The organism is Pseudomonas vanderleydeniana, assembly GCF_014268755.2.
GTDB classification, from domain to species: domain Bacteria; phylum Pseudomonadota; class Gammaproteobacteria; order Pseudomonadales; family Pseudomonadaceae; genus Aquipseudomonas; species Aquipseudomonas vanderleydeniana.
In genome coordinates, this window is sequence record NZ_CP077093.1 from 4,268,126 (window position 1) to 4,293,239 (window position 25,114).

Sequence of the window (25,114 nt, forward strand, 5' to 3'; positions counted from 1 at the left end):
TCTCAACGGTAGCTCAGGGCATTGAAGATGCGTCGACGGTCATCGACGATCGCTTCGCGGCCATGCATGACCCGGCGGTTGTCGATCATCACCATGTCGTGGTCACGCCAGCCGACCGGATAGGTTTCCTGGGCGGTCACGGCCGCGATTTCGGCCAGGAACTCCACCGGAATCGGCTGGCCGGACACGGTGTCGATGACCGGCGCTTCGTAGTTGAAGGACGGACCGAGGATGCTGTTGGCAAAAGCCGGGCGCTGGCTGAATTCGGAGACCAGGATCGCCGGCGTGCTGAAGGCGTAATGGATCGAGTCATCCGCCGGGTTGAAGTCGATCTGCGTGCCTGGATCGCCGCCGACGATCTGCAACAGGTCGTCGATCACCACCGCCGATGGGTCCGAGAGCGTCGACGAATAGTGGCAAACCAGCCGACGCCACTTGTCCCCGGCCACGGTGCGGCTGTAGCGGATCGGGTTCTCTTCGAAGAACCGGCGGCACTCGGACGACAGTTTCGTCAGGACCTTTTCTCCGTCGCACAAGGTGGTTTGCGATCCCTTGCGCGGCGCTTCCTGGCAGTAGAACCAGGTGATGTCCGGCCAAAATGGCGAGTTGCCATTTTCGCAGTGCAGGCCGACCGCATCGCGCCCGGCATCCACCAGTTGTGCGGCGCCACCGACCATCACCCGTGCCGGGTCCAGGCTCAGCCGCGAGCTGTTCTTGCGGACAAAGGCGCTGAAGTCTTCAGCGCTGTGAATGCAATTGCGAAACAGCACGACGCCATAATGACCCAGCAGTTCGTACAGTTCAGGTTTGCCCAGGCTGTCGAAGTGACGTGGCTCGATGATGGAGACCGCTGGACTTTCAGAGTGATAGGCAGGCGAGTTCATTGGTTGCATTCCCTTGCAGAGTGGAGAAAACGGTGGCGATATCGGCGCGCTTCGGGCGGCCGGTCACGGTATAGAGTTGCTCGAGCAACGGATCGTCCTTGGTCAGCAGCCACAGGCGACTGGGCCGCTCGATGTCGGAGAAACGCCGACCGGACCAGTTGGCCAGCTCGGTGCGATCCGGCAGCGCCTCGACGCAGAGCAGGGCTACCAGGCCATGCTGCTCGTCGAAGAACACGGCGGCGTCACGCACCCCCGGAAATTCGCGGTACTCCAGCTCGACCTGCTCCGGGCTGACGTTGCGGCCGTTGGGCAGGCAAATCACGTTTTTCTTGCGCCCGTGGACATACAGGTAGCCATCGGCATCCAGCTCGCCCAGGTCGCCGGTATCCATCCAGCCATCCTCGGACATCGAGCAGGCGCTGGGGTCCAGCCCCGAATAGCCACTGAACAGCGAGCTGCTCTTGACCTCGATGGTCTGGTCGGCGCCGATACGCACCTGCACATGTGCCAGGGGTTTGCCGACACTGCCCAGGCGCTGGTGTCGAGCCGTGTTCATGCTCACCACCGAGGCGTTCTCGGACAGTCCATAGCCCTGGAACACCGGGATACCGTCCTCGGCCAGCGCCTTGAGGATGTCCACGCTCACCGCCGCACCGCCGCAGGTGATATGCACCCCGCTATGCAGGTAGCGTGAAAGCCGCTCCCCCTGCTCGTCGCCCCGGGCCAGTTGTTCGTAAAAACGGTTGAGCATCACCGGTGGCACCGTCATCGCCGTCGGCTCGACGCGCAGCAGCCAGTCGACCAGGCTTTGTGGCGAAGCACCCGGCTCGCCCAGCAGGGGCTCCTCTTCGGGCAGGAAGAACACCGTGCCGCCGGCCAGCAGCGGCAGATACGCCGCAGTCACCTGTTCGAGCAGCAGGCTCAGCGGCACCAGCGACAGGTAGCGGCGGTGGGCACCTGCCGGCATGCCCTGGCGCAGGGAGGTCAATACCGCGCCTACCGCTGCGGTGCCCAGCCGTACGCCCTTGGGTCGGCTGGTCGTGCCCGAGGTATGGATGATCTTGCAGATCCACTCGCCTTCGTCCGGTGTACCGAGCAACGCCGGCTCCATGGCCGGCACATCGATACGGCGCAGGCGCTCCTCGGGGAAGTCCAGCCGCCAGCGTTCGCTCAGGGTACGCAGGCCGGCCTGGTCGACCAGGAAACCATCACAGCGGGCGGCCAGGTGTTCGGCCTGGGATTGGCTGAACGCCAGTGGCAAGGGCAAGGCCGTCACCCCGGCGAACAGGCAGGCCAGGTCGGCCACCAGCCAATCGCTGCTGTTGCGTGTCACGATGCCCAGTACCACGCGCTCGCCGGCGGTGCCCGCGCTGAAACGCCGTTGCAACTCGGCGGCCAGGCTCAGGGCCCGATGCTCCAACTGACCATAAGTCAGGGTGTTGCCCTGCTCCGGGCCGCTCGCCGCACAATCGACCGCGCAGATGGCGTCACGGTTGGCTTGCAACGCCTGCCGCAACTCGGCAATGAATGAACCACTCATGGCTGGGCCCTCGCTGGCAGGTCGGTCGGAAGCTGGCTGAACAGCGTGTTCAGGGTCATGGCCGCGAAGCGCGAGCGCTGGGGGTCGACGCGGATGAAACCGGTGACGGGTTGCTTGGAGTAGTAGCTGCCCCAACTCTGACCGCTGTCGTTGGCCAGGCGATCCGGATCGGCGTCAAGCAGCGGCTCGAACACGATCTGGCAGCTCTCCATCATCTCCCGAACCCGCGGTGTAACGGTGCACAGCAGGTAGTGGGCACCCATACACCAGGCCAGCAGCGGGATCATGTTGACCATGATGATGCCCGCCGTCATGTGATGGGAGATCAGGTTGCCAATCTCGGCGATGTTCGCGCGATCGATGTTCTTGTCGAAACGGCGCGACAGAATCGTCTCCACCGGCTCCGACAGGTATTGCTCGGAGAACAACGTTCGATGATCGGCAAAAGTTATACCGGCGCAAGAAAGAATCCGCTCGTCGGCGTCCTGCGTTAGAGCAAAGTATTGCGGGTTGGGCTCCACGTTGGCTTTATAAGAGCTGCGAAATTTTTCTTTCACAACTTGCGTCGCCTGTAACCACAAGGGTGTCTGATTTTCCGTGACACGTACCAACATTTCGTCCTCCTCCGTCCCTGTGCAGGGGTACTGAAAATGTGAGAGGCGAATATATGGATGAGTCCCGGCGGAGGCTATTTAAAAAATAAATTGCATCCGCTAATATACAAATACGTCGAAACACTAAAATCATGACGAAAGTAATACCAATGGATTTTCATCGAGACGGATCTCTTATGCTCAATAGCAATTTGCTTAGAAAGCTGGACATGCAGGACCTGGTGGTATTCGTCGCGATATATGAGCAGAGCAGCGTCACCGAGGTATCCGAAACCCTTTGCGTCAGCCAGTCCACCGTCAGCTACTGCCTGAAGAAGCTGCGGACCAGCTTCGAGGACGAGCTGTTCATCCACACCCGCAATGCCATGTGGCCCACCAGCAAGGCCACCAGCATGTACAGCCATGTCACCAATATCATCAAGAGCATCAATCTCTGTCACTCCGAAACCAAGCCCTTCGACCCGGCGAAAAAAGAGATAGTCTTCAATATCTGTGCTCCTGAATACTTTGAGCTACTGATTCTCCCGACACTTCTTAAAAGTTTTATCAAAAGCAGTTTTCCAGTCATTATCAATGTTCATAAGTTTCACAAGGACATCCCTGTAGAGAAACTCTCGGACGGCCGCTTCGACCTGGTTATCTGTTCCGGCCCAAACTTCCACCCCGACGCCAAAAGTTTCAAATCCAAGATACTGCTGGATGATGATCTGGTCTGCGTGGTCGACAAGAGCTTTGCGCCAGCTGGGAACAAGTTTAATCTCGAAAGTTTCGTCGCCCGCCAGCATATATTCCCAACGCCCTGGATGTCGGATACCAACATGGTCGACGGCTGGCTTGGCAAACAAGGTTATATCCGGCAGATCGTTGCCCGGGCCAACAGTTATGTAGCGGCACTGGAGATGATCAATGGAACGGACCTGATCCTGACTCTGCCACGGCGCATCCAGATGCTGATCTGCAATGAAGCGAAATTCGCTCTCTGCAAGCCACCGGCGGGCCTTCCCAGCTTCACCATGGACATGCTCTGGGACCGCAAGGCCGGCCAGAACAGCGCCAATGCCTGGCTGCGCGAGCAGATCGCCAAGGTGTGCGCCTGAGCAGGTGCGCCTCCTGCCTGGCCGGTAACCTCCCTGGCGCCGGCCTCGCTCCCGGTTTCATCAAGCGCGTCGCACTCAATGAGTGCAATTGATTAGCAGTAGCATACACAGGACTCGCAGATGTCTGCCGTTAGTTGGGAACGTCAGACAATCTGCCCAATCCTCTATCCACAGACGCCAAAATCGACATCCATGTCTATCCCCCCGACAGACATCCTCTTAGATGCTCTTGCATCGGTTCTGAATCACCCGGCTGTTTCCCGGACCTTTTCCAAGTAGACAAACGCCGCCGGCAATATATTGGCGTCATCACTTGGCTTACATTTTTTTGCAAATACGCGCTTGGCCTGGTGGCGCCAATCGTAGGACAACTGAACTCCCGATGCGCCAGGCTCAATAAGCCTAAATGGACTCGCCCCCTTGTAACCCGCAAAACCTTGGAAACATTGGCCGTTCCTTTGCACACGATCAGCGAAGTATTTTCTTACAACCCCCCGAGAATGCACTGACTATCTCGTTCAGGGAGTTTGGATCGATTATCTGATCAGGGTTGCTGTCCGGGATAAAACACTCCGCAAGCAGCTTCTATCTTCAAGGCCAGGATATGAACGACGTGCTGACATCCCGTGAACAGGCCACACAAAGGACCAGACCCCATCGACGCGGCCCGGAGAGCGAAATGCAAAACCTCGTATCCCGATCCACCCTGATCCGCACCGAGAAGCATCTGACTCAAAGGATTGCCGAGCTGGGACATAGCTTGCGCGGCTCGATCATGGAGCTGCAGACCTCGGTCAGACAGCAGGGTGAACAGATTGCCGTGCTGACCAGGACCGTCTCCACGCAGCGTACTGAACTGCGAGCGGAAATCAGGGAGCAAGGCAATCAATTACGAGCGCTGATCGACCAACAGCGCATCGAGCTGCGCTCTGAAATCAAGGACCAGGGCCACGAGCTGCGAGCATCGCTGCAGGAGCAAGGTAGTGAGTTTCGGCTTGCCCTGGAAAAACAAGGCAGTGAGTTTCACCTTGCATTGGAGAAGCGAGGCAATGAGCTGCGTACAGACATGGAGAAGCAAGGCAATGAACTGCGCACAGCAATGGCGAAGCAAGGCAGTGAACTGCGTGCAGCCATGGAGAAGCAAGGCAATGAACTGCGCACAGCCATGGAGAAGCAAGGCAATGAACTGCGCACAGCCATGGAGAAGCAAGGCAGTGAACTGCGTGCAGCCATGGAGAACCAGAGCAATGAGCTGCGCGCAGCCATCAAGGACCAGGGATACACGCTGAAGACATCGATCACTGAACTGAAGATGGATACCGAGTCGAGATTCAAACTCGTGTACTGGCAGCTCGGGATCATCTTTGCGGTCCTGATGCTTCCGCTGGGCCGGTTGGCCTTCGACATGGTTTTTGGAAAATAGCGGTTTCAGCCAAGCAGCCTCGTCCTTGTGGCCGCCGCTTTCTCACTTTTACCTCGATTGACCATTGCAGCGAATCAGGACGCGGGTAGCACCTCACTGCCAGGCGTGGTCCGGTCGATCAGGCGAATGCTGTCACGCCCACCCCGCTTGGAATCGTAAAGTGCTGCATCGCTCTGCTCGATCAGGGCCGCCAGGCTGCTGGGCGGCTGGTCGAAGAGATTGGCACCAATACTCAGGGTTACCGCTTGAGGGGTGTTGAAGGTCTGGTGAACGTTCTGATAGAACTGCTCACGCAACACATCGCCCAAGTGCACCACCTGCTCGTGCGAGGTGTCGCTCAACAGGATAACGAATTCGTCCCCTCCCAGACGGGCGGCCAGCGCACCTTCAGGCAATATCGAACGAATCATCTCGCTCAGCGCGACGAGCAACCGGTCCCCGGCGGTGTGGCCGTAGAGGTCGTTGATCTGCTTGAAGTGGTCGACATCGATCAGCAGCAAGGCCCCCGGTCGAGCACCCGAGACCTCTTCGAACAGCCGTGGGGCACGTACTTCCAGGGCGCGGCGGTTGTACAGCGCGGTCAGTGGATCACGAGCCGCCAGCCGCGCGATCCGCTTCTCCCGGCGATAGCGCTCGGTACCGGTCATCGACAACGCGATCAGCATGACTGCCATCACGCCCTCGACCAGGGAAATCTGGATGATCTCGCCACGAAACGCGGCAAGGTCGATCAAGGTGCCTGGAAGGATCGTCGACAGCGCCTTCATCAGATAGAAAACCCCGTGGATCAACAGGACATAACGCAGTTGCACGGCCCCCACGCTCAACGAGTTGCCGTGCGGGCGCAGCAGAAAACTGGCACGCAGGGTCACCAGGGACACCATCAGCGAGTTGACCAGCATCATGATCTTCGACCACGAGGGATCATTGGGCAGCAACAGCATGGCAACCCAGACCACGACAACCAGGAACCAGATACGGGAGAGACGTGTTTCCGTGAATCGCGCAACGCCCATCAGGAAAAGCCAGTGGGCGGTGACGAGCAGGCCGTTGGCAAACCAGATCCCGATCAGCAGAAAACCACTGCCTCGCAACAGGGCGAGTGTCGAGCCGATACTGATGGTTGCAAAACCCGAGCTCCAGAACAGCAACGATGGCTCACGAACGCTGCGCCACTCGATCGCCAGGTACAGCGCGGCAGCGGCCGCCAGGGCAATCGTGAGTGTCAACATCGTGGTGGGGTCAAGCGACATATACGGACTAGCCTTTCTACTTACGGAACAAAAGTGTCAATAGTAATGCTTTTCCCTGCCGCCAGCTTTTCCAGAGATGGCTTTTTGCCAACTTTCTGACAGACAGACTAGATCGGAAAACCTTCGATGACCTGTCGGACGCGCACCAGAACGGACTCCAGTTGCATCGAAAGCACCGAACCGAGCCCCAACCTCAAGGCATGGGGCGCATGTCGGGTGGTCGCATAGGCCTCGGCCTTGGAGACGGCAATACCGTTTTCAGCCAAGGCGGTGGCGATCCGGTCCATGCGCAGCTCGCCAGGCAAGCGTAGCCAAAGAAACAACGACGCCGGATGAGCAACAACTTCCATGCCAGCAAACACCTGCCGGGCAATCGCCTGTCGACGGCGCGCCTCGTCACGCAGCCAGCGCTCCTGACGGGCTGCCGTACCATCGGCGATCCAGCGCGTCGCCATGGCCGTGATCACGCTCGGCATGCTCCAGGAACTGGCTCGAATCACCTCCTTCACCCGCGCGCGATAGGCGGGAGGCACCACGATAAAGCCGAAACGCAGTCCGCTGGCCAGGCTCTTGGACAGGCTGGAAACGTAAAGCGTGCGCTCGGGCGCCAATGTCGCCAGCGCAGGCGGCGCATCATCCGCCAAGTACGTGTAGCTGGCATCCTCGATCAACAGGCAGTCATGCTGCCGGGCTATGGCGACCAGCCGCTGACGCTGGTTCATGTCCAACACCCAGCCCAACGGGTTGTGCAACGTGGGCATGGCGTAGATCGCCCGGACCCGCTGCTGTCGGCACAATGCGTCGAGCGCTTCCAAGTCCGGTCCCCCGGGCAATCCGGGAACCGGTTGCAAAGCCAGCCTCTGCACACCGGCCAGCATCTTGAAGCCGGGATAGGTCAAGGCATCGACAGCCACCACATCGTGAGGCTGGAGCAAGGCACGCACACAGATGTCCAGCCCCTGCTGGGCACCGTTGACCAGCAACACCTGCTCGGTTTCCACCGTCAGGCCGCGCTCCCTGGCGAGGAAATCGCTGACGATCCGCCGCTCGTGGCGCCGGCCACCCGGTGGTTGCTGGTGCATCAGCGCCGCCAAGTCACCGCTGCCCGCCAGCTCACGCAGCAGGCTGCGCAATTGATCTGCCTGGCCAGGCCAGACGGGATGATTGAACGACAGGTCGATCGCGCCGGCACTCAGTCGGGCCTCATCGCCACTGTCCCACTCGCGTTGACGTGGACGATCGCGCACGAAGGTGCCTCGCCCCGTCTCGCCCACGACCAGTCCCATGGATTTGAGCTGAGCGTAGACCTTGCTGGCCGAGGCGATCGCCATGCCATGCCGGCTGGCCAGTTGACGATGGGTGGGCAATGCAGTGCCAGGGGGTAAACGGCCGCTGCGGATATCCGCAATCAGAGTCTCGAGCGCCAGAGAAACGGGAGATGCAGCCACGGGCAATGTCCCTAGGACAATTTTTTGATTGTTCCATTCTAGACAGACACACTCCAACCGCCCAGTCGTTCAATGACGATACTCATCTGACCGGAGGTTGCATGAACACCCTCGCCCACCCGCTCCCCGTACTGGATTACCTGCAACGCCAACTGGACAGCACGCTGGCCGCCGACGATGCCACCCACATGCGCTACCCGACGGCGATTTCACGCCTGCTGGGCTTTCGCCTGGTCGCCATCGGCGAGGCCACGGCCACCCTGGAGCTCGATGCCGATGCGGCACTGCATGGCAACCAGCAAGGTACGGTCCACGGGGGGCTGTTGTGCGAGTTGGCAGATGCCGCCATCGGTACGGCACACTCGACGCTGATGCGGGAAACGGAGAGTTTTACCAGTATCGACCTGAAGGCGACGTTCCTGCGCCCTGTCTGGCAATCACGACTGATCGCCCGAGCCCGGGCAGTCCACCAGGGCCGGACGATCAGTCATTATCTTTGCGAGATCGAACGTGAAGACGGCAAGCTCGTTGCCAGTGTCAGCAGTACGGTAATGACGCTGCGCGACGAGCAGGCCCGGGGGCGATGAACGTGCGCAGCTCAGGGGTGGGCATCAGGCGGGTCAGAGGTGGTCCGCGTCGATCACCGCCTTGGCGAACGCTTCTGGCGCCTCCTGCGGCAGGTTGTGGCCGATGCCGCCGTTGATCAGGCGGAATTCGTACTTGCCGGTGAAGCGCTTGGCGTAATCCTCGGGTGCCGGATGCGGAGCACCGTTGGCGTCGCCCTCCAGGGTGATGGTCGGCACGCTGATCGAAGGCGCCGTGGCCAGCTTCTGCTCCAGCGCCTCGTACTGCGGCTCACCCTGGACCAGGCCCAGACGCCAGCGGTAGTTGAACACCGTGATGTCAACGTGATCGGGGTTTTCCAGGGCCTTGGCGCTGCGGTCATAGGTGGCATCATCGAACGCCCACTTCGGCGAAGCCGTCTGCCAGATCAACTTGGCAAAATCATGGGTGTTCTTCTCGTAGCCGGCACGACCGCGGTCAGTGGCGAAGTAGAACTGGTACCACCATTGCAATTCGGCCTTGGGCGGCAACGGGTTCTTGCCAGCCGCCTGGTTGCCGATCAGGTAACCGCTGACCGAGACCAGGGCCTTGACCCGCTCCGGCCACAGCGCCGAGACGATGTCCGCCGAGCGCGCACCCCAGTCGTAGCCACCGAGCACGGCCTTCTTGATCTGCAGCGCATCCATGAAGTCGATGACGTCACTGGCCAACGCGGCGGGCTGACCGTTGCGCAGGGTTTTCTCAGAGAGGAAGTGCGTGTCGCCGTAGCCACGGGCATAAGGCATCAGCACCCGGTAGCCCTTGGCGGCCAGCAACGGTGCAACTTCGTCGTAGCTGTGAATGTCGTACGGCCAGCCGTGCAGCAGGATCACCACCGGGCCGTTGGCCGGGCCGGTTTCGGCATAGGCCACGTCGAGCAACCCGGCCTTGATGTGCTTGAGCGGGCCGAAAGGCGAAGGGGCAGCATGGGAAGCACTGGCACTGCTCGCATCGACCTGCGCGGCGGCAGCCGTTTGCGTCTGGGCCACACCGAAAATGCCGAACAGGGCGAGTGCGAGCATCGACGAGCCGGCCAGGCGGCGGCCATTACCGTTTTTGTTGTGCAGTGCCTTCTTCATGGTGATCTCTCCGTTGCCAGCCATTGGTCAGGGGTCTGGATGACGCCCTTCAAACCTTGGATGCATTTGACCCCCTCGACGTATCCGGCCTGTGTCTAATCCCTGGTCATTGGGAAAGCCTGTGTATCGGTCTGCGGTATGGATACACTCTGATACACAACCACCTATCAATCACCTGCCTTGCAAACCTCAAACCGGCCGCCCCCTTCAGACACGTCTCAGGTGCGACTCGATCAGCGCCGCGACTTCCACCGCATGAGTATGTCCCAGGTCATGGCCACCTCCAGCGAACACCTGCAAGTCGGCGTTTGGCAGCAACTGCGCCAGGCGCTGCCCAACCCCGACCGGACTGATCGGATCGGCGTCTCCCCAAAGCAGCAGGACCGGCATGCGCAACTCGGCCATGCGTGCCGAGAGATCGCGCTGCTCGTCCAGGAACCAGCGCGGCAGGCCTGGATAGGTGGCGGCGAAATCCGCTCGCCAGTCTTCAGCGCCAAAGGCCGACATGTCCACGCCGCCAGAAGTAACCGTCAGGATCAGGTGCGTAATCAAATCGGGGCGTTCGAGCGCTGCGCGTACCGCAACGATACCGCCCATGGATTGGGCCACCAGGGCAGCAGGCCGGTCGATCTCGCCCAGTACGAGGTCGACCAGGTCCTCAAGGCCGTTCACTTTCGGGTTGGCCGGCGTATCGCCAAAACCGGGCCAGCCGAAATGAAGCGCTTGCGCCGGATGGGCGATACGCTCGGCGGCCGGGAGCCAGAACCGGGTATTACCGGAGGCGCCCGGGAGGAAGAGGAGTTTTTCCGGGAGTAAGCTCATTCGATGCATCCTGCTTGGAAATCGCGCGGAGCGGGACTATCGCAGATAGTCTCGGATGTGGGCCAGAGCATTCGCGTCGTGGGTGCAATCAACTCTGCCAGGACGATCGACGTCCCTTTCCTGCGGGACGCCGAATTCAAGATCCAACCTCTAGATCCAGCGTTTGAACACCACGCTGGCATTCACGCCACCAAACCCGAAGCCATTGGACAGCGCATAGTCCATTGACAGTTGGCGGGCCTGGCCACGGACCAGGTCGAGGCCTTCGGCGGCCTCATCGGGGTTCTCCAGGTTGAGCGTCGCGGGGGCCACCTGGTCGCGCAGCGCCAACACCGTGAAGATCGCCTCGATCCCCCCTGCCGCCCCCAGCAGGTGCCCGGTGGCGGACTTGGTCGAGCTGATCGCCGGGCCGCCCTGGCTCCCGAATACAGCCCTGATCGCCGCCAGCTCACCCTTATCGCCCACTGGCGTCGAGGTGGCATGGGCATTCAGGTGCCCCACCTGCGCAGGTTCGATACCGGCCTGCAACAACGCCTGCTCCATGGCCCGACGAGCACCGTCACCGTCCTCGGGGCCGGCGGTCATGTGATAGGCGTCGGCACTGGTGCCATAGCCCACCAGTTCCGCCAGCGGGGTCGCGCCACGGGCCAGGGCATGCTCCAGCTCCTCGATCACCAGCAGGCCAGCGCCCTCGCCCATGACGAAGCCGTCGCGAGCCTGGTCGAAAGGGCGGGAGGCTCGTTGCGGGGCATCATTGAAATCACTCGACAGCGCCCGCGCGGCGGCGAAGCCAGCCAGGCTGACCCGGTGGATGCAGGCCTCGGCCCCACCGCAGACCGCCACGTCGATCTCTGCGGCACGAATCATCCGCGCCGCATCACCAATGGCCTGGACGCCCGCGGCACAGGCCGTCACCGGTGTACCGAGCGGGCCCTTGAAGCCATGACGGATCGAGACATGCCCGGCCGCCATGTTGCCGAGGAACGAGGGGATGGTGAATGGCGACAGGCGTCGCGGCCCCTTGCTGTCGGTGGTGCGCACCGCGTCGGCGATGGCCGGAAAGCCCCCCACGCCGGTGGCGATGATGGTACCGGTACGGGCCTGTGCCTGCGGCATGTCCGGAGCCCAGCCTGCCTGGGTCAATGCCTGCTCGGCAGCCGCCAGCGCGAACAGGATGAAGCGATCCATCTTGCGCTGCTCCTTGGCCGCCAGTAGCTGGTCAGGATCGAAGCCAGCCTCCGGGTCCTGGAGGCGGTCCGGAACCTGGCCACCAATGCTGATCGGCAGGTCACCGACCAGTTCCGGGGATAGCGGTCGTATCCCCGACCGGCCGGCCAGCAGGCGCTGCCAGACCGGTTCCACGCCACAGCCCAACGGGGTCAGTGCGCCCATGCCCGTGACAACGATACGTTTGTTCATGACAATCCAACTCCTTCAGGTTATTGAACCAGGTAATGGCCTGTGGACGTTACTATCATTATGAAAGTAACATGCAACCTGACAAAAAGCAGATTTCCCCTGCAGGAGCCGCCATGCAGCGCAAAACCCTGATCCATGCCGAATGTCCGATCGCCCGCAGCCTCGAGCGGGTTGGCGAGTGGTGGAACATCCTGATCATGCGTGACGCCCTGCAGGGCCTGAAGCGCTTCGACGAATTTTCCCGCAGCCTGGATATCGCCCCCAACATGCTGACCCGCCGCCTCAACGGCCTGGTGGAGGACGGTTTGCTCGAGCGCGAGGCCTACAGCCAGCGCCCCTTGCGCTACCAGTACATACCGACCGCCAAGGGCCGGGATTTTCGCGTCGTGCTGATGGCGCTGGTGGAATGGGGCAACCGCCATTACGCGCCGGAGGGTGAAAGCGTGCAGATCGTCGAGCGCGACAGCGGACGCCGGCTGCATTTCATGCTGGCGGACGACGCCGATGGCCGGCCGGTGGCGCTGGAGAACGCCACCGTGAAACCCGGGCCGGCCGCCAGCGAACAGATACGTGAGCGTCTCTCGGGGCGTCGCAACGACGCCTGAGCGCTACTTGAGCCGCAGGCGCCGGGCCAGTTTGTGCAGGTTGCTCGGATCCACCTGCAGCAGCCGTGCGGCACCGGCCCAGTTCTCCCCGCTCAGGCTCAGGGCCTGAAGCACCTTCTGCCGCTGGCAGTCGTCGACCGCATCGGCCAGTGGCTGGAATGGCACCGCCACCAGCCCTTCCAACGGATCTTCGACACCCGTCGCTGGCGCAAGCGAGCTGTCCAGATCAAGGACGTCCGGCCCCAGTGTCATGATCACTGCGCGACTCCCGCCACGGCTGAGCAGCTTCAGCGCAGCGCGACTGATGACGTGCTCCAGCTCGCGGACATTGCCCGGCCAGGTATAAGCCAGCAACGCCCGCTCGGCTGCTGGCGACAGGCGCAATCCGCGCAGGCCGAGCCGGGCCCGGTTGAGTTCCAGGAAATGCCCGGCCAGCACCAGCACATCCTGGCCCCGCTCACGCAACGCCGGGATTGGCACCGGGTACACCGAGAGCCGGTGATACAGGTCGGCCCGAAACAGACCGTCGCGAATACTGTCCGGCAGGTGCCGGTTGGTGGCGGCGATGATGCGTACATCGACATGCAGCGGCCGGTCCTCGCCCAGGCGCTGGATCTCGCCATTCTGCAAGGTGCGCAGCAGCTTGGCCTGGACACTGAGTGGCAACTCGCCGACCTCATCGAGAAACAGCGTGCCACCGCTGGCCGCGTCGAAACGACCGGCACGGTCGCTGGTGGCGCCGGAGAAGGCGCCCTTGACGTGCCCGAACAACTCGCTTTCGGCCAGGGACTCGGGCAAGGCTGCGCAATTGACCTGAATCAGCGGCTTGTGGCTGCGCCGCGACAGCCGATGCAGGCGCCGGGCAAACAATTCCTTGCCAACCCCGGTCTCGCCCAGCAGCAAGACCGGCAGGTCGGCATCGGCCAACACATCCAGCTCGTCGAGCAACCGTTGCAACACCTCGCTTTGCCCGAGGATCTCACCGTCTTCCACTGCACCGCCCGCATCGCGCAAGTCACGGCGGGACAGGCGCAGGCCACGGTTATCCTGCTCGAGCCGGGTGACCCGCACGGCCGCCTCGATCTGCAGGGTGCAACGCTTGAGTTCGGCCTGGGCACACGAGTCGAAGGTGCCCGGCTGCAAGGCATCGAGGGTGATCGCGCCCCACGGCCGCCCTTCCACGTAAAGGCTCACGCCCATGCAGTCGTGCACCGGCAACGAGTCGCCGACCGGGTTTTCCAGCAGGCCGTCATAGGGGTCGGGCAGACGGCTATCGGGCTCGAACCAGGTTGGCTCACGCGAAGCCATGATCGCGGCCAGGCGCGGATGCTGGGCGATCACGAAACGACGTCCCAATGCCTCATGAACCAGCCCGACCGTCGCCACCGGCCGCAGGCTGTCGCCATCCAGGCGCAACAGGCACACCGCGCCACTGCCGAAGTACTCGTGCAGGGTCTGGACCAATCGTTGTAACCGCACGGCATTGGGCAGCTCGACGATCAGGTCGGCAGCCAGGCTTTCACGCAGCATGGTAATCATCACCTTCAAGGGTGGAATCGACCCGAAAAGCTTCGGGTCGATTCCACCACGACCAAAAATAAACCCAGCAAAATCAGCCCATGGCCCTTGGCATAGTGGATGCAATGGCCTGGTCGATCGCTGCACGGACAAATGAGGAAATCCGATGAGCCTGACCCTGCTGGAACAAAGTTGGCGCGATGAACCGGCGCCCCAACTGATCTCTCACCTGCTGACGCGCTATCACGCCCGACATCGCGAACAACTGCCGGAGCTGGTCCGCCTGGCGCGCCGGGTCGAGCAGGTGCATGGCACGCATGCCCATTGCCCCGACGGCCTGGCCGACCTGCTGACCGACATGCAACAGGAGCTCGAAAGCCACATGTGCAAGGAGGAACATGTGCTCTTCCCGCTGCTGCAACAGGGCTTCGGAGCGCGGGCCGCGCCACCGATCCAGGTGATGCTGTTCGAGCACGACCAGCATGCCCAGGCCCTGGACAAGCTGCTGGCACTGACCCATGGGTGCACCCCTCCGGTCGACGCCTGTCACACCTGGCGCACCTTGTATGACGGACTGCAGGCCTTTCACGACGACCTGGTGCAGCACATCCACCTGGAAAACAACGTACTGTTCGCCAATGCCCTGAACCCTGCCCGCTGATGTTCCAGGAACCCTGCCGGCCGAACGCTGGGCAGGGCTCCTCCCACCGGTCTCAGCCATGCCACAGGAACATGGCCTTGGCCAGGATCACGATCAACACCATGTGTCCGAGGATGCTGCGACGAATGCGCAAGGCACGGCAGGGCGTTATGCGTCCGTTTCTCAGCCAGCGGGCCAGCAGCAGGTAATGACCGATGATGCTCAGCGCCAGCAGGATCTTCAGGCTCAGCAACAGGCCGAACCGGCTGTCCAGGGGGTGCCCCAGTGCGTCGCGGTAGTGCCACGCCATACCGAGACCGGCGCCATACAACAGCACCACCACGCCATGCAGCACCTTGCGCGAACGCGCGGCAATCGCCTGGTCCGCCGTCGAGCGGGCCGCATCCGTCAACTGCTGGCGAGCAGGCGGCCAGATCAGGACTTCGAAGAACAACGTCCCGATAAAGGCAATCGCCGCCAACAGGTGTGTCACCAGCAAATAGGGGTACATCTGCGCCCTCCCTTGGCCATGAGCAGTCCATTCATCCCGGGTGGCCGTCGACCCGGGCCCGCAGCAGCATAGGCCCGTAGCGCCAGGCATACAGCGCGAAGGCCAGGGTCCAGCACAACCCGGCCAGCCAGAGTGCCGGCAGCGGGAAAAAAATGATCAGCACGACACGACTCAAGCACGCCAGGTTCAACAACACGAACGCCAGGGTCATACCCGATGGGGGTTGCAGTGCACGCCCGGTATGCCCGAGGCTGACTCGCGCGATCATCGCCAGGATCAGGCCGCTCATGGCACCGACCGTCAGGCAGTGCACGGCCAGGCTCGGGTTCAACGCCACGCCGAAATGCCACAGCGCGACGACCAGGCAGGCCAGCGCCAACCAGCCGTAGGCCAGGTGCAACGACCACAACAACGGCACGCGCCAGAGTGCCCGATCCTGCCAGCGCGCCAAGCGCACCCCATGCCCCGCCGCCAGCATCGCGAACAGCCCGCCGACCCCGCCATTGGGTGACAGCGCCAACCCCGAGGCATAAGCCAGCGCCGCCAGTGCCGAGCCCACCAGCAACAGCCAGTCCAACCAGGGCCAGGCGGCAACGCCCTGCGTACGCCCCAGGCCCCGCTGGGTGAAGAACGGAATGACCCGCCCGCCGATCAGGCCCATCATCGCCGCCACCAGCCAGAGTCCACCCAGTACGCCTTGGCGCTGCCAGCCTTCATGCCCCTCGGACAGACCGTACAAGGACACCGCGTCGACCCCGGCCAGCAACAGCAGGACCACCACGATCGGGTAGTTGCGCTGCTGTCGCACCGCCCACAACGTACGCCCCATGACCCCGGCCACCGCCAACGGGAAGGCCAGTTCCAACGGCACCAGCAGCCACCACGGCGCGTTGATCAACCAGGCCAGCCGTGCGCCCAGCCACAGTAGCGCCAACGCTGCCAGCGGCTTGCCGCACAGTCCGGGGCGACCGGCCCAGGTCTGCACGGCGGTCAGCAGGAAACCGGCGATGATTGCCAGACCAAAGCCGAACAACAACTCATGCCGATGCCAGCCCAGCCAACCACCGGCCGGCGTCCAGTCATCGATCGAACCGCCAAGGGCCGCCAGCCACAGCGGTATGACCAGCGCCGCCAGCACACAGCCCGCCAGGAAAAATGGCCGGAAGGCCAGCCGGAACAACGGTGTGATCGCCAGCGCCTTGCTGCGCTCAAGCACTTGCATAAAACCACTCCTTCTACCTTGCCGCCGACCTGACACTCATCCGCAAGCAGAGGGTGAATCCAGGTGGCAATCATCGGGCATTCGCGACTGAACACCCTTGTCACAAATCAACAGTGCAAACGGCATGCCCCACCACGCGATGCCGCCAATGCTGGCCGGCCGGGCCCCTGAGCGCGACGACAGAGGTCATTTCGACCCATGGAGGGTTATTTCGACTCGCTTGCCCAGGGTCATTTAGACCCTTCTCGCCTTGAATCCCCAGCCCTGCGACAACCCGCCCCACCACACGGGCAACAACCTTGATCGCCGTCAAACGGTCCCCGCCCCACCCCGGCATAGCCTTGCTGGCATCAAGAGCCGGCGCTGTCGTCGCAGCGCATCGAAAGGCCCTGTCTGAGGAGAAATGGAATGCTGATCAGTCCTAGAAGAACCTTCACCCTGACCGCCGCCGCCCTGAGTTCGGCGCTGGTCCTGGCACCAGGCCAGGCCGTTGGTGCCGACGAAACCGCCAGCCCCCCAGCGATGGTCAAGACCGCCGGCGCACCTGACCTGAGCCAGGCCGAGTTCGACTCATCGAAGGAAATCTACTTTCAGCGCTGCGCCGGTTGCCATGGCGTGTTGCGCAAGGGCGCCACCGGCAAGCCGCTGACCCCGGACATCACCCAGGCCCGTGGCCAGGCCTACCTGGAGGCCCTGATCACCTACGGCTCACCGGCCGGCATGCCGAACTGGGGCACCTCCAATGCGCTGACCAAGGAACAGATCACGGCCATGGCCAAGTTCATTCAGCACACGCCGCCCACACCACCGGAATGGGGCATGGCCGAGACGCTGAAAACCTGGAAGGTACTGGTCAAGCCCGAAGATCGCCCGAAGCAACAACTGAGCAAGCTCAACCTGCCCAACCTGTTCTCGGTGACCCTGCGCGACGACGGCAAGGTCGCCCTGATCGACGGCGACAGCAAGCGGATCGTCAAGGTCATCGAGACCGGCTACGCGGTGCACATCTCGCGCATCTCCGCCTCCGGCCGCTACCTGCTGGTGATCGGCCGCGACGCACGCATCGACATGATCGACCTGTGGCCCGAGGAGCCGACCAAGGTCGCCGAGGTCAAGGTGGGCATCGAGGCCCGCTCGGTGGAGACCTCCAAGTTCAAGGGCTACGAGGACAAGTACGCCATCGCCGGCGCCTACTGGCCGCCGCAGTTCACCCTCATGGACGGCGAAACCCTGGAGCCCAGGCAGATCGTTTCCACCCGCGGCATGACCGTCGACAAGCAGGAGTATCACCCCGAACCCCGGGTCGCGGCGATCATCGCCTCCCACGAATGGCCGGAGTTCATCGTCAACGTCAAGGAAACCGGCAAGGTCATGCTGGTCAACTACAAGGACATCAAGAACCTCACCATCACCTACATCGACGCCGCGCCGTTCCTGCATGACGGCGGCTGGGACAGTACGCACCGCTACTTCATGACGGCCGCCAACAACTCCAACAAGGTCGCGGTGATCGACTCCCGGGAGCGCAAGCTGACCGCCCTGGTGGATGTCGGAAAGACCCCGCACCCAGGGCGTGGCGCCAACTTCGAGCATCCGCAGTACGGGCCGGTCTGGGCCACCAGCCACCTGGGTGACGACGCCATCTCGCTGATCGGCACCGACCCGCTCAAGCACCCGCAATACGCCTGGAAACAGGTGGCCTCGCTCAAGGGCCAGGGCGGTGGTTCGCTGTTCATCAAGACCCACCCCAACTCGCGCCACCTGTACGTCGACACCACCTTCAACCCGGACCCCAAGCTCAGCCAGTCGGTGGCGGTGTTCAACCTCGACAAGCTCGATGCCGGCTACACCTCGCTGCCCATCGCCGAGTATGCAGGCCTCAAGCAGGGCGCCATGCGCGTGGTGCAACCGGAATACAACAAGGCCGGCGACGAGGTCTGGTTCTCGGTCTGGAGCAGTCAGTCGGACGAATCGGCGCTGGTGGTCATCGATGACAAGACGCTCAAGCTCAAGGACGTGATCAAGGATCCGCGGCTGATCACCCCGACCGGAAAATTCAACGTCTACAACACCCAGAACGACATCTATTGAGCCTCATCAATACAAGGAATCGTCATGAAAAATACGCTGATTTCACTGCTCGTCCTGGGGGCCGCACTGAGTGTCCAGCCCGCTGCCGCCCAGGACGCACAGGCACTGTTCAAGAGCAAACCCTGCGGCGCCTGCCATGCCCTCGACAGCAAGCTGGTCGGCCCCTCGCTCAAGGACGTCGCGGCGAAGAATGCCGGCGTGAGCGGCGCGGTGGACACCCTCGCCGGGCACATCAAGAACGGTACACAGGGTAACTGGGGGCCGATACCCATGCCGGCCAACCCGGTCACCGAGGAAGAAGCGAAGACCCTCGCCAGTTGGGTGTTGACGCTCAAGTAGCCACCAGGAGGGCGCATGCAGTTCCACCACCCACTGACGATTGCGACCGCCCTCCTGCTCATGTCCATCACTGCGATCGCGGCGCCGGACAGCCGGCGCCAGGCCCAACTCGAACACCTGCTGGCCCAGGACTGCGGTGCCTGCCACGGGTTGCACATGACCGGCGGACTCGGCCCCGAGCTGACCCGTACGGCCCTGGCCGGCAAATCCCGTGACGGCCTGGTCGCCACCGTCGCCCTTGGTCGTCCCGGCACGGCAATGCCCGGCTGGGCACCGCTGCTCAGCGACGAGGACATCCATTGGCTGGTCGATCTACTTCTGAAGGGATATCCCGCACCATGATCCGTTCCATCCTGTTTTCCACCACGACCGCCCTGCTGCTGTCCGCCTGCAGCCAGGTTGCCCCGCGAGGGACTGGCGACCTGGGCGTGGTGGTGGAGCGCGCCAGCGGCAGCGTGCAAATCATCGAAAGCACCCACCAGACCGCACTGGCTCGTGTCGAAGGGCTGGGTGATCTGTCCCATGCCTCGATGGTGTTCTCCCCCGACCAGCGCTACGCCTACGTCTTCGGCCGGGATGGCGGACTGAGCAGGATCGACCTGCTCGAACGCCGACTCGACCGACGGATCATCCAGGGCGGCAACAGCATCGGTGGCGCCATCAGCCAGGACGGCAAGCTGATCGCGGTCTCCAACTACGTGCCCGGCGGCGTCAAGGTCTTCGACGCCGCGACCTTGCAGCAGGTCGCCGACATTCCCGCCACACCGCTGGCCGATGGCAGCAAGCGCTCACGGGTGGTCGGGCTGGTGGATGCCCCCGGGCGACGTTTCGTGTTCAGCCTGTTCGACACCGGCGAGATCTGGAGCGCCGATTTCAGCCAGGGCCACACACCGCGGATCGAGCGTTACAAGGACATCGGCCAGCAGCCCTACGATGCCCTGGTCACCCCTGACGGTCGTTACTACATGGCAGGCCTGTTTGGCGAGGACGGCATGGCCCAGCTCGACCTCTGGCACCCCGAGCGCGGGGTGCGACGGGTGCTCGGCCACTACGGCCGTGGCGAGGAGAAGCTGCCGGTCTACAAGATGCCACACCTGGAAGGCTGGGCACTGGCCGCCGACCAGGCCTTCGTGCCCGCCGTCGGCCACCACCAGGTGCTGGTCATGGACCCGCGTACCTGGCAGCAGACAGCGACCATCGCGGTGGCCGGCCAACCGGTGTTCGTCACCGCACGCCCGGACGGCCGCCAACTGTGGGTCAACTTCGCCTACCCGGACAACGATCGGGTGCAGGTCATCGACACCGAAACCCATGCCCTGGTTGCCGACCTGCGCCCGGGGCCGGCCGTGCTGCACATGGAGTTCACCGCCCGCGGCGACCAGTTGTGGCTGTCTGCACGCGACGGTGACCAGGTCCAGGTCTGGGACCCGTACAGCCTCAAGCGCCTGGGCAGCCTGCCGGCCAGCGCGCCGAGCGGGATCTTCTTCAGCAGCCGCGCGCAAAGGATGGGGTACTGAGATGGACATGGGTTCGCTTGCTCGCCGATTAATGAACCGCTTCCAGCACGGCATGCCGCTGTGTCCGGAGCCCTACCGGGAAATGGCCAGCACCCTCGGTTGTGATGAGGAACAGTTGCTGGAATGCCTGCGGCACCTGGACCGCAGCGGCCAGCTATCGCGCATCGGCCCGGTGTTCGAACACAGCCGCGCCGGGGCCAGCACCCTCGCCGCCCTCGCCGTTCCTGTCGAGCGCTTGCAGCAGGTCGCCGAACGCGTCAGTCAGTACCCCGAGGTCAATCACAACTATGCCCGCGAGCATGCCTACAACCTGTGGTTCGTGCTGACCGGCCCGGATCGCCCGCATCTCGACCGGGTGCTCGATGAGCTCCAGCAGGACACCGGTCTGGCGCCCCTGGACCTGCCGATGTTGACTGCCTACCGCATCGACCTCGGTTTCGCCCTGGGAGACGCGCCATGAAGCCCGCTCTCAGCCCGGTCCAGGCACTGATGTTACGTCGCCATCTGGAAGCCGGATTACCGTTGGTCTCGCGTCCCTACCGCACCCTCGCCGAACGGATCGCAGCGGATGAACAACAGGTGCTCGAGCAGATGCAGGCGTGGCAGGCCCAGGGTCTGTTTCGTCGCCTGGGCCTGGTGCTCAATCACCGTGCCCTGGGCTTTACCGCCAACGCCATGCTGGTACTGGACATCCCGGATGCCCTGGTCGATGAAGTCGGTCGACGCCTGGGCCGGGCCGCCGGTGTGAGTCTGTGCTACCAACGGCCACGGCGTTTGCCGCAGTGGCGCTACAACCTGTTCTGCATGATTCACGGACGCCAGCGCGAACAGGTCGAAGCGCACATCCAGGCGTTGCTCGACGAGCAGCAGTTGAGCGACCTGCCCCATCAACTGCTGTTCAGCACTCAGGCCTTCAAGCAGTGCGGGGGGCGATTCACTGCCTCGACACGAGTGCCGCGCCATGGATGAGCTCGATCGCCGCCTGATCAACCGCCTGCAACGGGGCCTGCCGCTGGTGCGCCAACCCTGGCAGGCGTTGGCCGAAGAACTGGGCAGCCACCGCGCCGAGTTGCTCGAACGCGTCCAGGCGTTGCTCGACAACGGCACCCTCAGCCGCTTCGGCCCGATGTTCGATATCGAACAACTGGGTGGCGCGTTCACCCTGGCAGCGCTGGCGGTGCCGGAAGAACGCTTCGACACGGTGGCCGAACAACTGCACGCCCTGCCCGCCGTGGCACACAACTATCGACGCGAACACGCCTGGAACATGTGGTTCGTCCTTGCCTGCCCGACCCCACAGGCCATCACCGAAACCCTGCAACGGATCGAAAGCCTGACCGGCCTGACGCCACTGAACCTGCCCAAGGAGCACACCTACCATGTCGGTCTCTATCTCCCGGTCTGACTCGGTCCTGGCCCAACGGCTGGTCGAGCTGACCCAGGCCGGCCTGCCCCTGCTGGAAGACCCCTGGGCCTGGCTCGCCGAACAGCTTGGACTGAACGTCGACGTCACGCTGGACCTGCTCAGTCGCCTGCAGGCCCAAGGGGCGATCCGGCGCATCGCCGCCGTCCCGAATCACTACCGCCTGGGCTATCGCCACAACGGCATGACGGTCTGGGACGTGCAGGATGAGCAGATGCCGCGACTCGGCGCGCTGATCGGTGCACAGCCCTTCGTCAGTCACTGCTACCGGCGCCCTCGCCAGGATGGCTGGCGCTACAACCTGTTCGCCATGGTCCATGGCCGCAGCCGCGAGGAGATCGAGCTTTATCGCACGCAACTGCGCGACCTGCTGGGAGATGCCTGTATGGCCGACGAGATGCTGGTGAGCAGCCGCATCCTGAAGAAGACCGGCTTGCGGCTACCGCCCGTACAACGCTGAACACCCGCCGAGCCGAGGAGACCGACATGTTGAGGATCAGCCAATACCTGCGCGCCCTGGCCGACCAGGGGGCCGCACCCAGAACCAGCCCACCGGGCAGCCCGCGGCCGCCGGTGGTGATCTGGAATCTGCTGCGCCGCTGCAACCTGACCTGCCGGCACTGCTATGCGACCTCTGCCGACAGCGTCTTTCGCGATGAACTGGATACGGCCGCCGCACGCGCGGTGATCGATGACCTGCACCAGGCCGGCGTGAAAGTGCTGATCCTGTCCGGCGGCGAACCGCTGCTGCGCGACGATCTGTTCGAGCTCAGCGCCCATGCCCGCAGCAAAGGTCTGTTCGTCGCCCTGTCCACCAACGGCACACTGATCGATGAACACAACATCGGGCAGATCGCCGAGGCCCACTTCGACTATGTCGGGATCAGCATCGATGGCCTGGAGCAGACCCATGATGCGTTTCGCCAGCTCAAGGGCAGCTTCGCAAGCTCCATGCGGGCGATCCGGCTGTGTCGCGAGCAGGGCATTCGCGTCGGGCTGCGCACCACCCTGACCCAGGCCAATCATGCGCAACTGCCGCAGCTGCTGGACCTGATGCGCGAGTACGACGTGCAGAAATTCTACCTGTCGCACCTCAACTACAGCGGCCGCGGCAGGCGCAGCCGCCGCCTCGACGCCCATCTGCAGATGAGCCGCGACGCCATGAACCTGATCTTCGAACGGGCCTGGGAAGACATCCAGCAAGGCCGCGACAGCGACTTCGTCAGCGGCAACAACGATGCCGACGCCATTCTGCTGCTGCACTGGGTAGGCCGGCGCCTGCCGGAACACTATCAGGTGCTACGCGAGATGCTGCTGGCCTGGGGGGGCAACGCTTCGGGCAGTGGCATCGCCAACATCGACAACACCGGCGAAGTCCACCCGGATACCTACTGGTGGCAGCACTCGGTGGGCAACGTACGGCACACGCCCTTTCGCACCCTCTGGCTGGAGCGGCCCGATGCCCTGCTGCAGCGCCTGCGTGAACACCCACGTCGCATCGGTGGCCGTTGCGGGCAATGCCGCTGGCTATCGATCTGCAACGGCAATACCCGTACCCGCGCCTGGGCCGAGGGCGACCTCTGGGGCCAGGACCCCGGCTGTCACCTGAGCGATGAAGAGATCGGCCTTGAGCCCGTGCCGCTCATTCCCTGCGTCATGCACTGAACCGTCCACCGGCAAGCCGTCCGACAGAGCACGGCTGCCGGCCAACCTGATGAAGCCCAAGGACCCCCCATGCCAGCACCCATTACTCTACCGCCCACGCTCGAGTCGTCATTGCGGCCAGGCGAAGTCGCCCTGGTCGGCGCCGGCCCCGGCGATCCGAGCCTGCTGACCCTGCGGGCCTGGAGCCTGCTGCAGCAGGCCGATGCGGTGGTGTACGACCGCCTCGTCAGCCACGCGCTGCTGGGCCTGATTCCCCTCACCTGCGCCCGCCACTACGTCGGCAAGGCCAACGGTTGCCATAGCCTGCCCCAGGAGCAGATCAACGCACTGCTCGCCGAACTTGCCAGCCAAGGGCAACGGGTGGTGCGCCTCAAGGGTGGCGATCCGTTCATCTTCGGCCGTGGCGCCGAAGAACTCGACTACCTGCTGCAGCGCGGCATCGCCTGCCAGGTGGTGCCCGGCATCACCGCGGCTTCCGGCTGCAGTGCGTACGCCGGTATCGCCCTGACCCATCGCGACCTGGCCAATTCGTGCCGTTTCATCACCGGCCACCTGCAAAAAGACAGCGCGCTGTCACTCCCTTGGAGCAGCCTGGCCGACGGCAGCCAGACCCTGGTGTTCTACATGGGCCTGTCCAACCTGGACGTCATCGCGCAGCGTCTGATCGAGGCCGGCTTGCCCGCCCAGACACCGGCGGCGCTGATCAGCAACGGCACCCTGCCCGACCAGCAGGTCGTTCGTGGCAGCTTGCACCAATTGCCCGAGCTGGCGCGTGACTGCCCACCCGGGATACCGACCCTGACCGTGATCGGCCAGGTGGTCGACCTGTTCGAAGGCCGGCGTCTGGAGTACCCGGCGCGCGTCCATCCCCGCCAGGCGTGGCAGAATCACCCCTAACGCCTCCTGATTATCCAGCCGAGGCTGCTGCGCTCGGCTCACCAACTCAGGTAGAACATCCACTTGGCCAGCAGCACGATCAGCACCATGTGCGTGAACACGCTGTAGTGGATGAAGTGCTGGTAGCGGGCGGTCATGCGCTCGCTCCTGAGCAGGAACAGCGCCACCAGGAAATGCCCGAGCACGCTGAAGGCCAGCAGTATCTTCAAGCTGAGCAAGGTGCCGAAGGAAGACGCCAGCGGATGCTCGAGGACCGGCAGATAGCGCAGCCAGACCATGCCCAGTCCCGCGCCGAACAGCACCAGCAGCACTCCCGGCATCAATGCCCGGGCGCGTCGACCGACACCCTGTTCGAGCAGCAGCATGACCTTGGCCGGCAGCTGTCGGCGGATGTTCTCCAGAAACAGGACTTCGAAGAACACCGTGCCGATGAAGACCAGCGCGGCAAACAGGTGCAAGGTGAGCAGCAGCGGGTAGACCATGAATTCCCGGATCTCGACGGCA

26 protein-coding genes and 1 pseudogene are annotated in these 25,114 nt (G+C 63.2%); 15 read left to right on the plus strand and 12 right to left on the minus strand.

Annotation, left to right across the window (positions count from 1 at the left end; genetic code table 11):
* Positions 1 to 2 precede the first annotated feature (2 nt).
* Genes HU752_RS18955 through HU752_RS18965 form a run of 3 tightly spaced genes read right to left on the minus strand, consistent with a single transcriptional unit; the run spans position 3 to position 3,038 of the window.
* Positions 3 to 884, minus strand: a complete 882-nt coding sequence (locus HU752_RS18955; RefSeq protein WP_186679447.1) for a TauD/TfdA family dioxygenase — start codon at positions 882 to 884, stop codon at positions 3 to 5.
* A complete protein-coding gene (locus HU752_RS18960) occupies positions 859 to 2,424 on the minus strand; it encodes an AMP-binding protein (protein WP_186679444.1) in 1,566 nt (521 codons plus the stop codon). Before HU752_RS18960 ends, HU752_RS18955 begins: the two co-directional genes overlap by 26 nt.
* Positions 2,421 to 3,038 carry a thermostable hemolysin gene (locus HU752_RS18965; RefSeq protein ID WP_186679442.1) on the minus strand — a complete coding sequence of 206 codons (618 nt, stop codon included), beginning with the start codon at positions 3,036 to 3,038 and terminating at the stop codon, positions 2,421 to 2,423. The genes HU752_RS18960 and HU752_RS18965 overlap by 4 nt, the downstream gene beginning before the upstream one ends.
* A gap of 176 nt (positions 3,039 to 3,214) precedes the next feature.
* Between HU752_RS18965 and HU752_RS18970 the strand changes: the two genes are divergently transcribed.
* A complete protein-coding gene (locus tag HU752_RS18970) occupies positions 3,215 to 4,135 on the plus strand; it encodes a LysR family transcriptional regulator (RefSeq protein ID WP_186679440.1) in 921 nt (306 codons plus the stop codon).
* A gap of 679 nt (positions 4,136 to 4,814) precedes the next feature.
* On the plus strand, positions 4,815 to 5,558 hold the full coding sequence (locus tag HU752_RS18975) for an apolipoprotein A1/A4/E family protein (protein ID WP_186679438.1): 744 nt from the start codon (positions 4,815 to 4,817) through the stop codon (positions 5,556 to 5,558).
* Positions 5,559 to 5,632: 74 nt separating this feature from the next.
* On the opposite strand, the gene HU752_RS18980 is transcribed toward HU752_RS18975, so the two are convergent.
* On the minus strand, positions 5,633 to 6,811 hold the full coding sequence (locus HU752_RS18980) for a GGDEF domain-containing protein (protein WP_186679437.1): 1,179 nt from the start codon (positions 6,809 to 6,811) through the stop codon (positions 5,633 to 5,635).
* Positions 6,812 to 6,918: 107 nt separating this feature from the next.
* A complete protein-coding gene (locus HU752_RS18985; RefSeq protein ID WP_186679436.1) occupies positions 6,919 to 8,259 on the minus strand; it encodes an aminotransferase-like domain-containing protein in 1,341 nt (446 codons plus the stop codon).
* Between the two features lie 101 nt (positions 8,260 to 8,360).
* Between HU752_RS18985 and HU752_RS18990 the strand changes: the two genes are divergently transcribed.
* A complete protein-coding gene (locus HU752_RS18990) occupies positions 8,361 to 8,846 on the plus strand; it encodes a PaaI family thioesterase (RefSeq protein ID WP_186679435.1) in 486 nt (161 codons plus the stop codon).
* Positions 8,847 to 8,879: 33 nt separating this feature from the next.
* Here HU752_RS18990 and HU752_RS18995 read toward each other — a convergent pair whose 3' ends face one another.
* The 3 genes from HU752_RS18995 to fabF all read right to left on the minus strand — a co-directional run bounded on the left by HU752_RS18995 (position 8,880) and on the right by fabF (position 12,182).
* The gene (locus HU752_RS18995; protein WP_186679434.1) at positions 8,880 to 9,941 is read right to left on the minus strand and encodes an alpha/beta fold hydrolase; all 1,062 of its coding nucleotides are present in this window, start codon (positions 9,939 to 9,941) and stop codon (positions 8,880 to 8,882) included.
* 207 nt (positions 9,942 to 10,148) lie between these two features.
* A complete protein-coding gene (locus tag HU752_RS19000; protein ID WP_186679433.1) occupies positions 10,149 to 10,763 on the minus strand; it encodes an alpha/beta fold hydrolase in 615 nt (204 codons plus the stop codon).
* Between the two features lie 150 nt (positions 10,764 to 10,913).
* Positions 10,914 to 12,182: a beta-ketoacyl-ACP synthase II gene (gene fabF / locus HU752_RS19005; RefSeq protein WP_186679431.1), complete on the minus strand. Its 1,269-nt coding sequence runs from the start codon at positions 12,180 to 12,182 to the stop codon at positions 10,914 to 10,916.
* 113 nt (positions 12,183 to 12,295) lie between these two features.
* Between fabF and HU752_RS19010 the strand changes: the two genes are divergently transcribed.
* A complete protein-coding gene (locus HU752_RS19010) occupies positions 12,296 to 12,787 on the plus strand; it encodes a winged helix-turn-helix transcriptional regulator (protein ID WP_186679429.1) in 492 nt (163 codons plus the stop codon).
* Between the two features lie 3 nt (positions 12,788 to 12,790).
* Here the strand turns inward: HU752_RS19010 and norR are convergent, their stop codons facing one another.
* Positions 12,791 to 14,317, minus strand: a complete 1,527-nt coding sequence (gene norR, locus HU752_RS19015) for a nitric oxide reductase transcriptional regulator NorR (protein ID WP_186679427.1) — start codon at positions 14,315 to 14,317, stop codon at positions 12,791 to 12,793.
* A gap of 172 nt (positions 14,318 to 14,489) precedes the next feature.
* On the opposite strand from norR, the pseudogene HU752_RS19020 reads away from it, so the two are divergent.
* Positions 14,490 to 14,966 (plus strand): annotated as a pseudogene (locus tag HU752_RS19020) (hemerythrin domain-containing protein); the annotation flags it as partial.
* A 52-nt stretch (positions 14,967 to 15,018) separates the two neighbouring features.
* On the opposite strand, the gene HU752_RS19025 reads toward HU752_RS19020, so the two are convergent.
* Both HU752_RS19025 and HU752_RS19030 read right to left on the minus strand, forming a co-directional pair.
* Positions 15,019 to 15,456, minus strand: a complete 438-nt coding sequence (locus tag HU752_RS19025; RefSeq protein WP_186679409.1) for a CopD family copper resistance protein — start codon at positions 15,454 to 15,456, stop codon at positions 15,019 to 15,021.
* Positions 15,457 to 15,487: 31 nt separating this feature from the next.
* Positions 15,488 to 16,678: an NnrS family protein gene (locus HU752_RS19030; RefSeq protein ID WP_186679408.1), complete on the minus strand. Its 1,191-nt coding sequence runs from the start codon at positions 16,676 to 16,678 to the stop codon at positions 15,488 to 15,490.
* A 408-nt stretch (positions 16,679 to 17,086) separates the two neighbouring features.
* Between HU752_RS19030 and HU752_RS19035 the strand changes: the two genes are divergently transcribed.
* The 10 genes from HU752_RS19035 to cobA all read left to right on the plus strand — a co-directional run bounded on the left by HU752_RS19035 (position 17,087) and on the right by cobA (position 24,610).
* Positions 17,087 to 18,769, plus strand: coding sequence for a nitrite reductase (locus HU752_RS19035; RefSeq protein WP_186679407.1), 1,683 nt, complete (start codon positions 17,087 to 17,089; stop codon positions 18,767 to 18,769).
* A 24-nt stretch (positions 18,770 to 18,793) separates the two neighbouring features.
* A complete protein-coding gene (locus tag HU752_RS19040; RefSeq protein ID WP_186679406.1) occupies positions 18,794 to 19,108 on the plus strand; it encodes a c-type cytochrome in 315 nt (104 codons plus the stop codon).
* 15 nt (positions 19,109 to 19,123) lie between these two features.
* Positions 19,124 to 19,450 carry a c-type cytochrome gene (locus HU752_RS19045; RefSeq protein WP_186679405.1) on the plus strand — a complete coding sequence of 109 codons (327 nt, stop codon included), beginning with the start codon at positions 19,124 to 19,126 and terminating at the stop codon, positions 19,448 to 19,450.
* Positions 19,447 to 20,625 (plus strand): cytochrome D1 domain-containing protein, encoded by a 1,179-nt coding sequence (locus HU752_RS19050; protein WP_186679404.1) that lies wholly within the window; start codon positions 19,447 to 19,449, stop codon positions 20,623 to 20,625. The genes HU752_RS19045 and HU752_RS19050 overlap by 4 nt, the downstream gene beginning before the upstream one ends.
* A gap of 1 nt (position 20,626) precedes the next feature.
* A complete protein-coding gene (locus HU752_RS19055) occupies positions 20,627 to 21,085 on the plus strand; it encodes an Lrp/AsnC family transcriptional regulator (protein ID WP_186679403.1) in 459 nt (152 codons plus the stop codon).
* Entirely contained in the window at positions 21,082 to 21,594 is a 513-nt protein-coding gene (gene ahbB / locus HU752_RS19060; RefSeq protein ID WP_186679402.1) for a siroheme decarboxylase subunit beta, read from the plus strand. The genes HU752_RS19055 and ahbB (HU752_RS19060) overlap by 4 nt, the downstream gene beginning before the upstream one ends.
* A complete protein-coding gene (locus tag HU752_RS19065; protein ID WP_186679400.1) occupies positions 21,587 to 22,030 on the plus strand; it encodes an Lrp/AsnC family transcriptional regulator in 444 nt (147 codons plus the stop codon). The genes ahbB (HU752_RS19060) and HU752_RS19065 overlap by 8 nt, the downstream gene beginning before the upstream one ends.
* Positions 22,005 to 22,508, plus strand: a complete 504-nt coding sequence (ahbB, locus tag HU752_RS19070; RefSeq protein WP_186679398.1) for a siroheme decarboxylase subunit beta — start codon at positions 22,005 to 22,007, stop codon at positions 22,506 to 22,508. The genes HU752_RS19065 and ahbB (HU752_RS19070) overlap by 26 nt, the downstream gene beginning before the upstream one ends.
* Positions 22,509 to 22,534: 26 nt before the next feature.
* On the plus strand, positions 22,535 to 23,713 hold the full coding sequence (nirJ, locus tag HU752_RS19075) for a heme d1 biosynthesis radical SAM protein NirJ (protein ID WP_186679395.1): 1,179 nt from the start codon (positions 22,535 to 22,537) through the stop codon (positions 23,711 to 23,713).
* A 69-nt stretch (positions 23,714 to 23,782) separates the two neighbouring features.
* The gene (gene cobA, locus HU752_RS19080) at positions 23,783 to 24,610 is read left to right on the plus strand and encodes a uroporphyrinogen-III C-methyltransferase (protein ID WP_186679392.1); all 828 of its coding nucleotides are present in this window, start codon (positions 23,783 to 23,785) and stop codon (positions 24,608 to 24,610) included.
* Between the two features lie 38 nt (positions 24,611 to 24,648).
* Here cobA and HU752_RS19085 read toward each other — a convergent pair whose 3' ends face one another.
* Positions 24,649 to 25,092 (minus strand): CopD family copper resistance protein, encoded by a 444-nt coding sequence (locus tag HU752_RS19085; RefSeq protein WP_186679389.1) that lies wholly within the window; start codon positions 25,090 to 25,092, stop codon positions 24,649 to 24,651.
* Positions 25,093 to 25,114 lie beyond the last annotated feature (22 nt).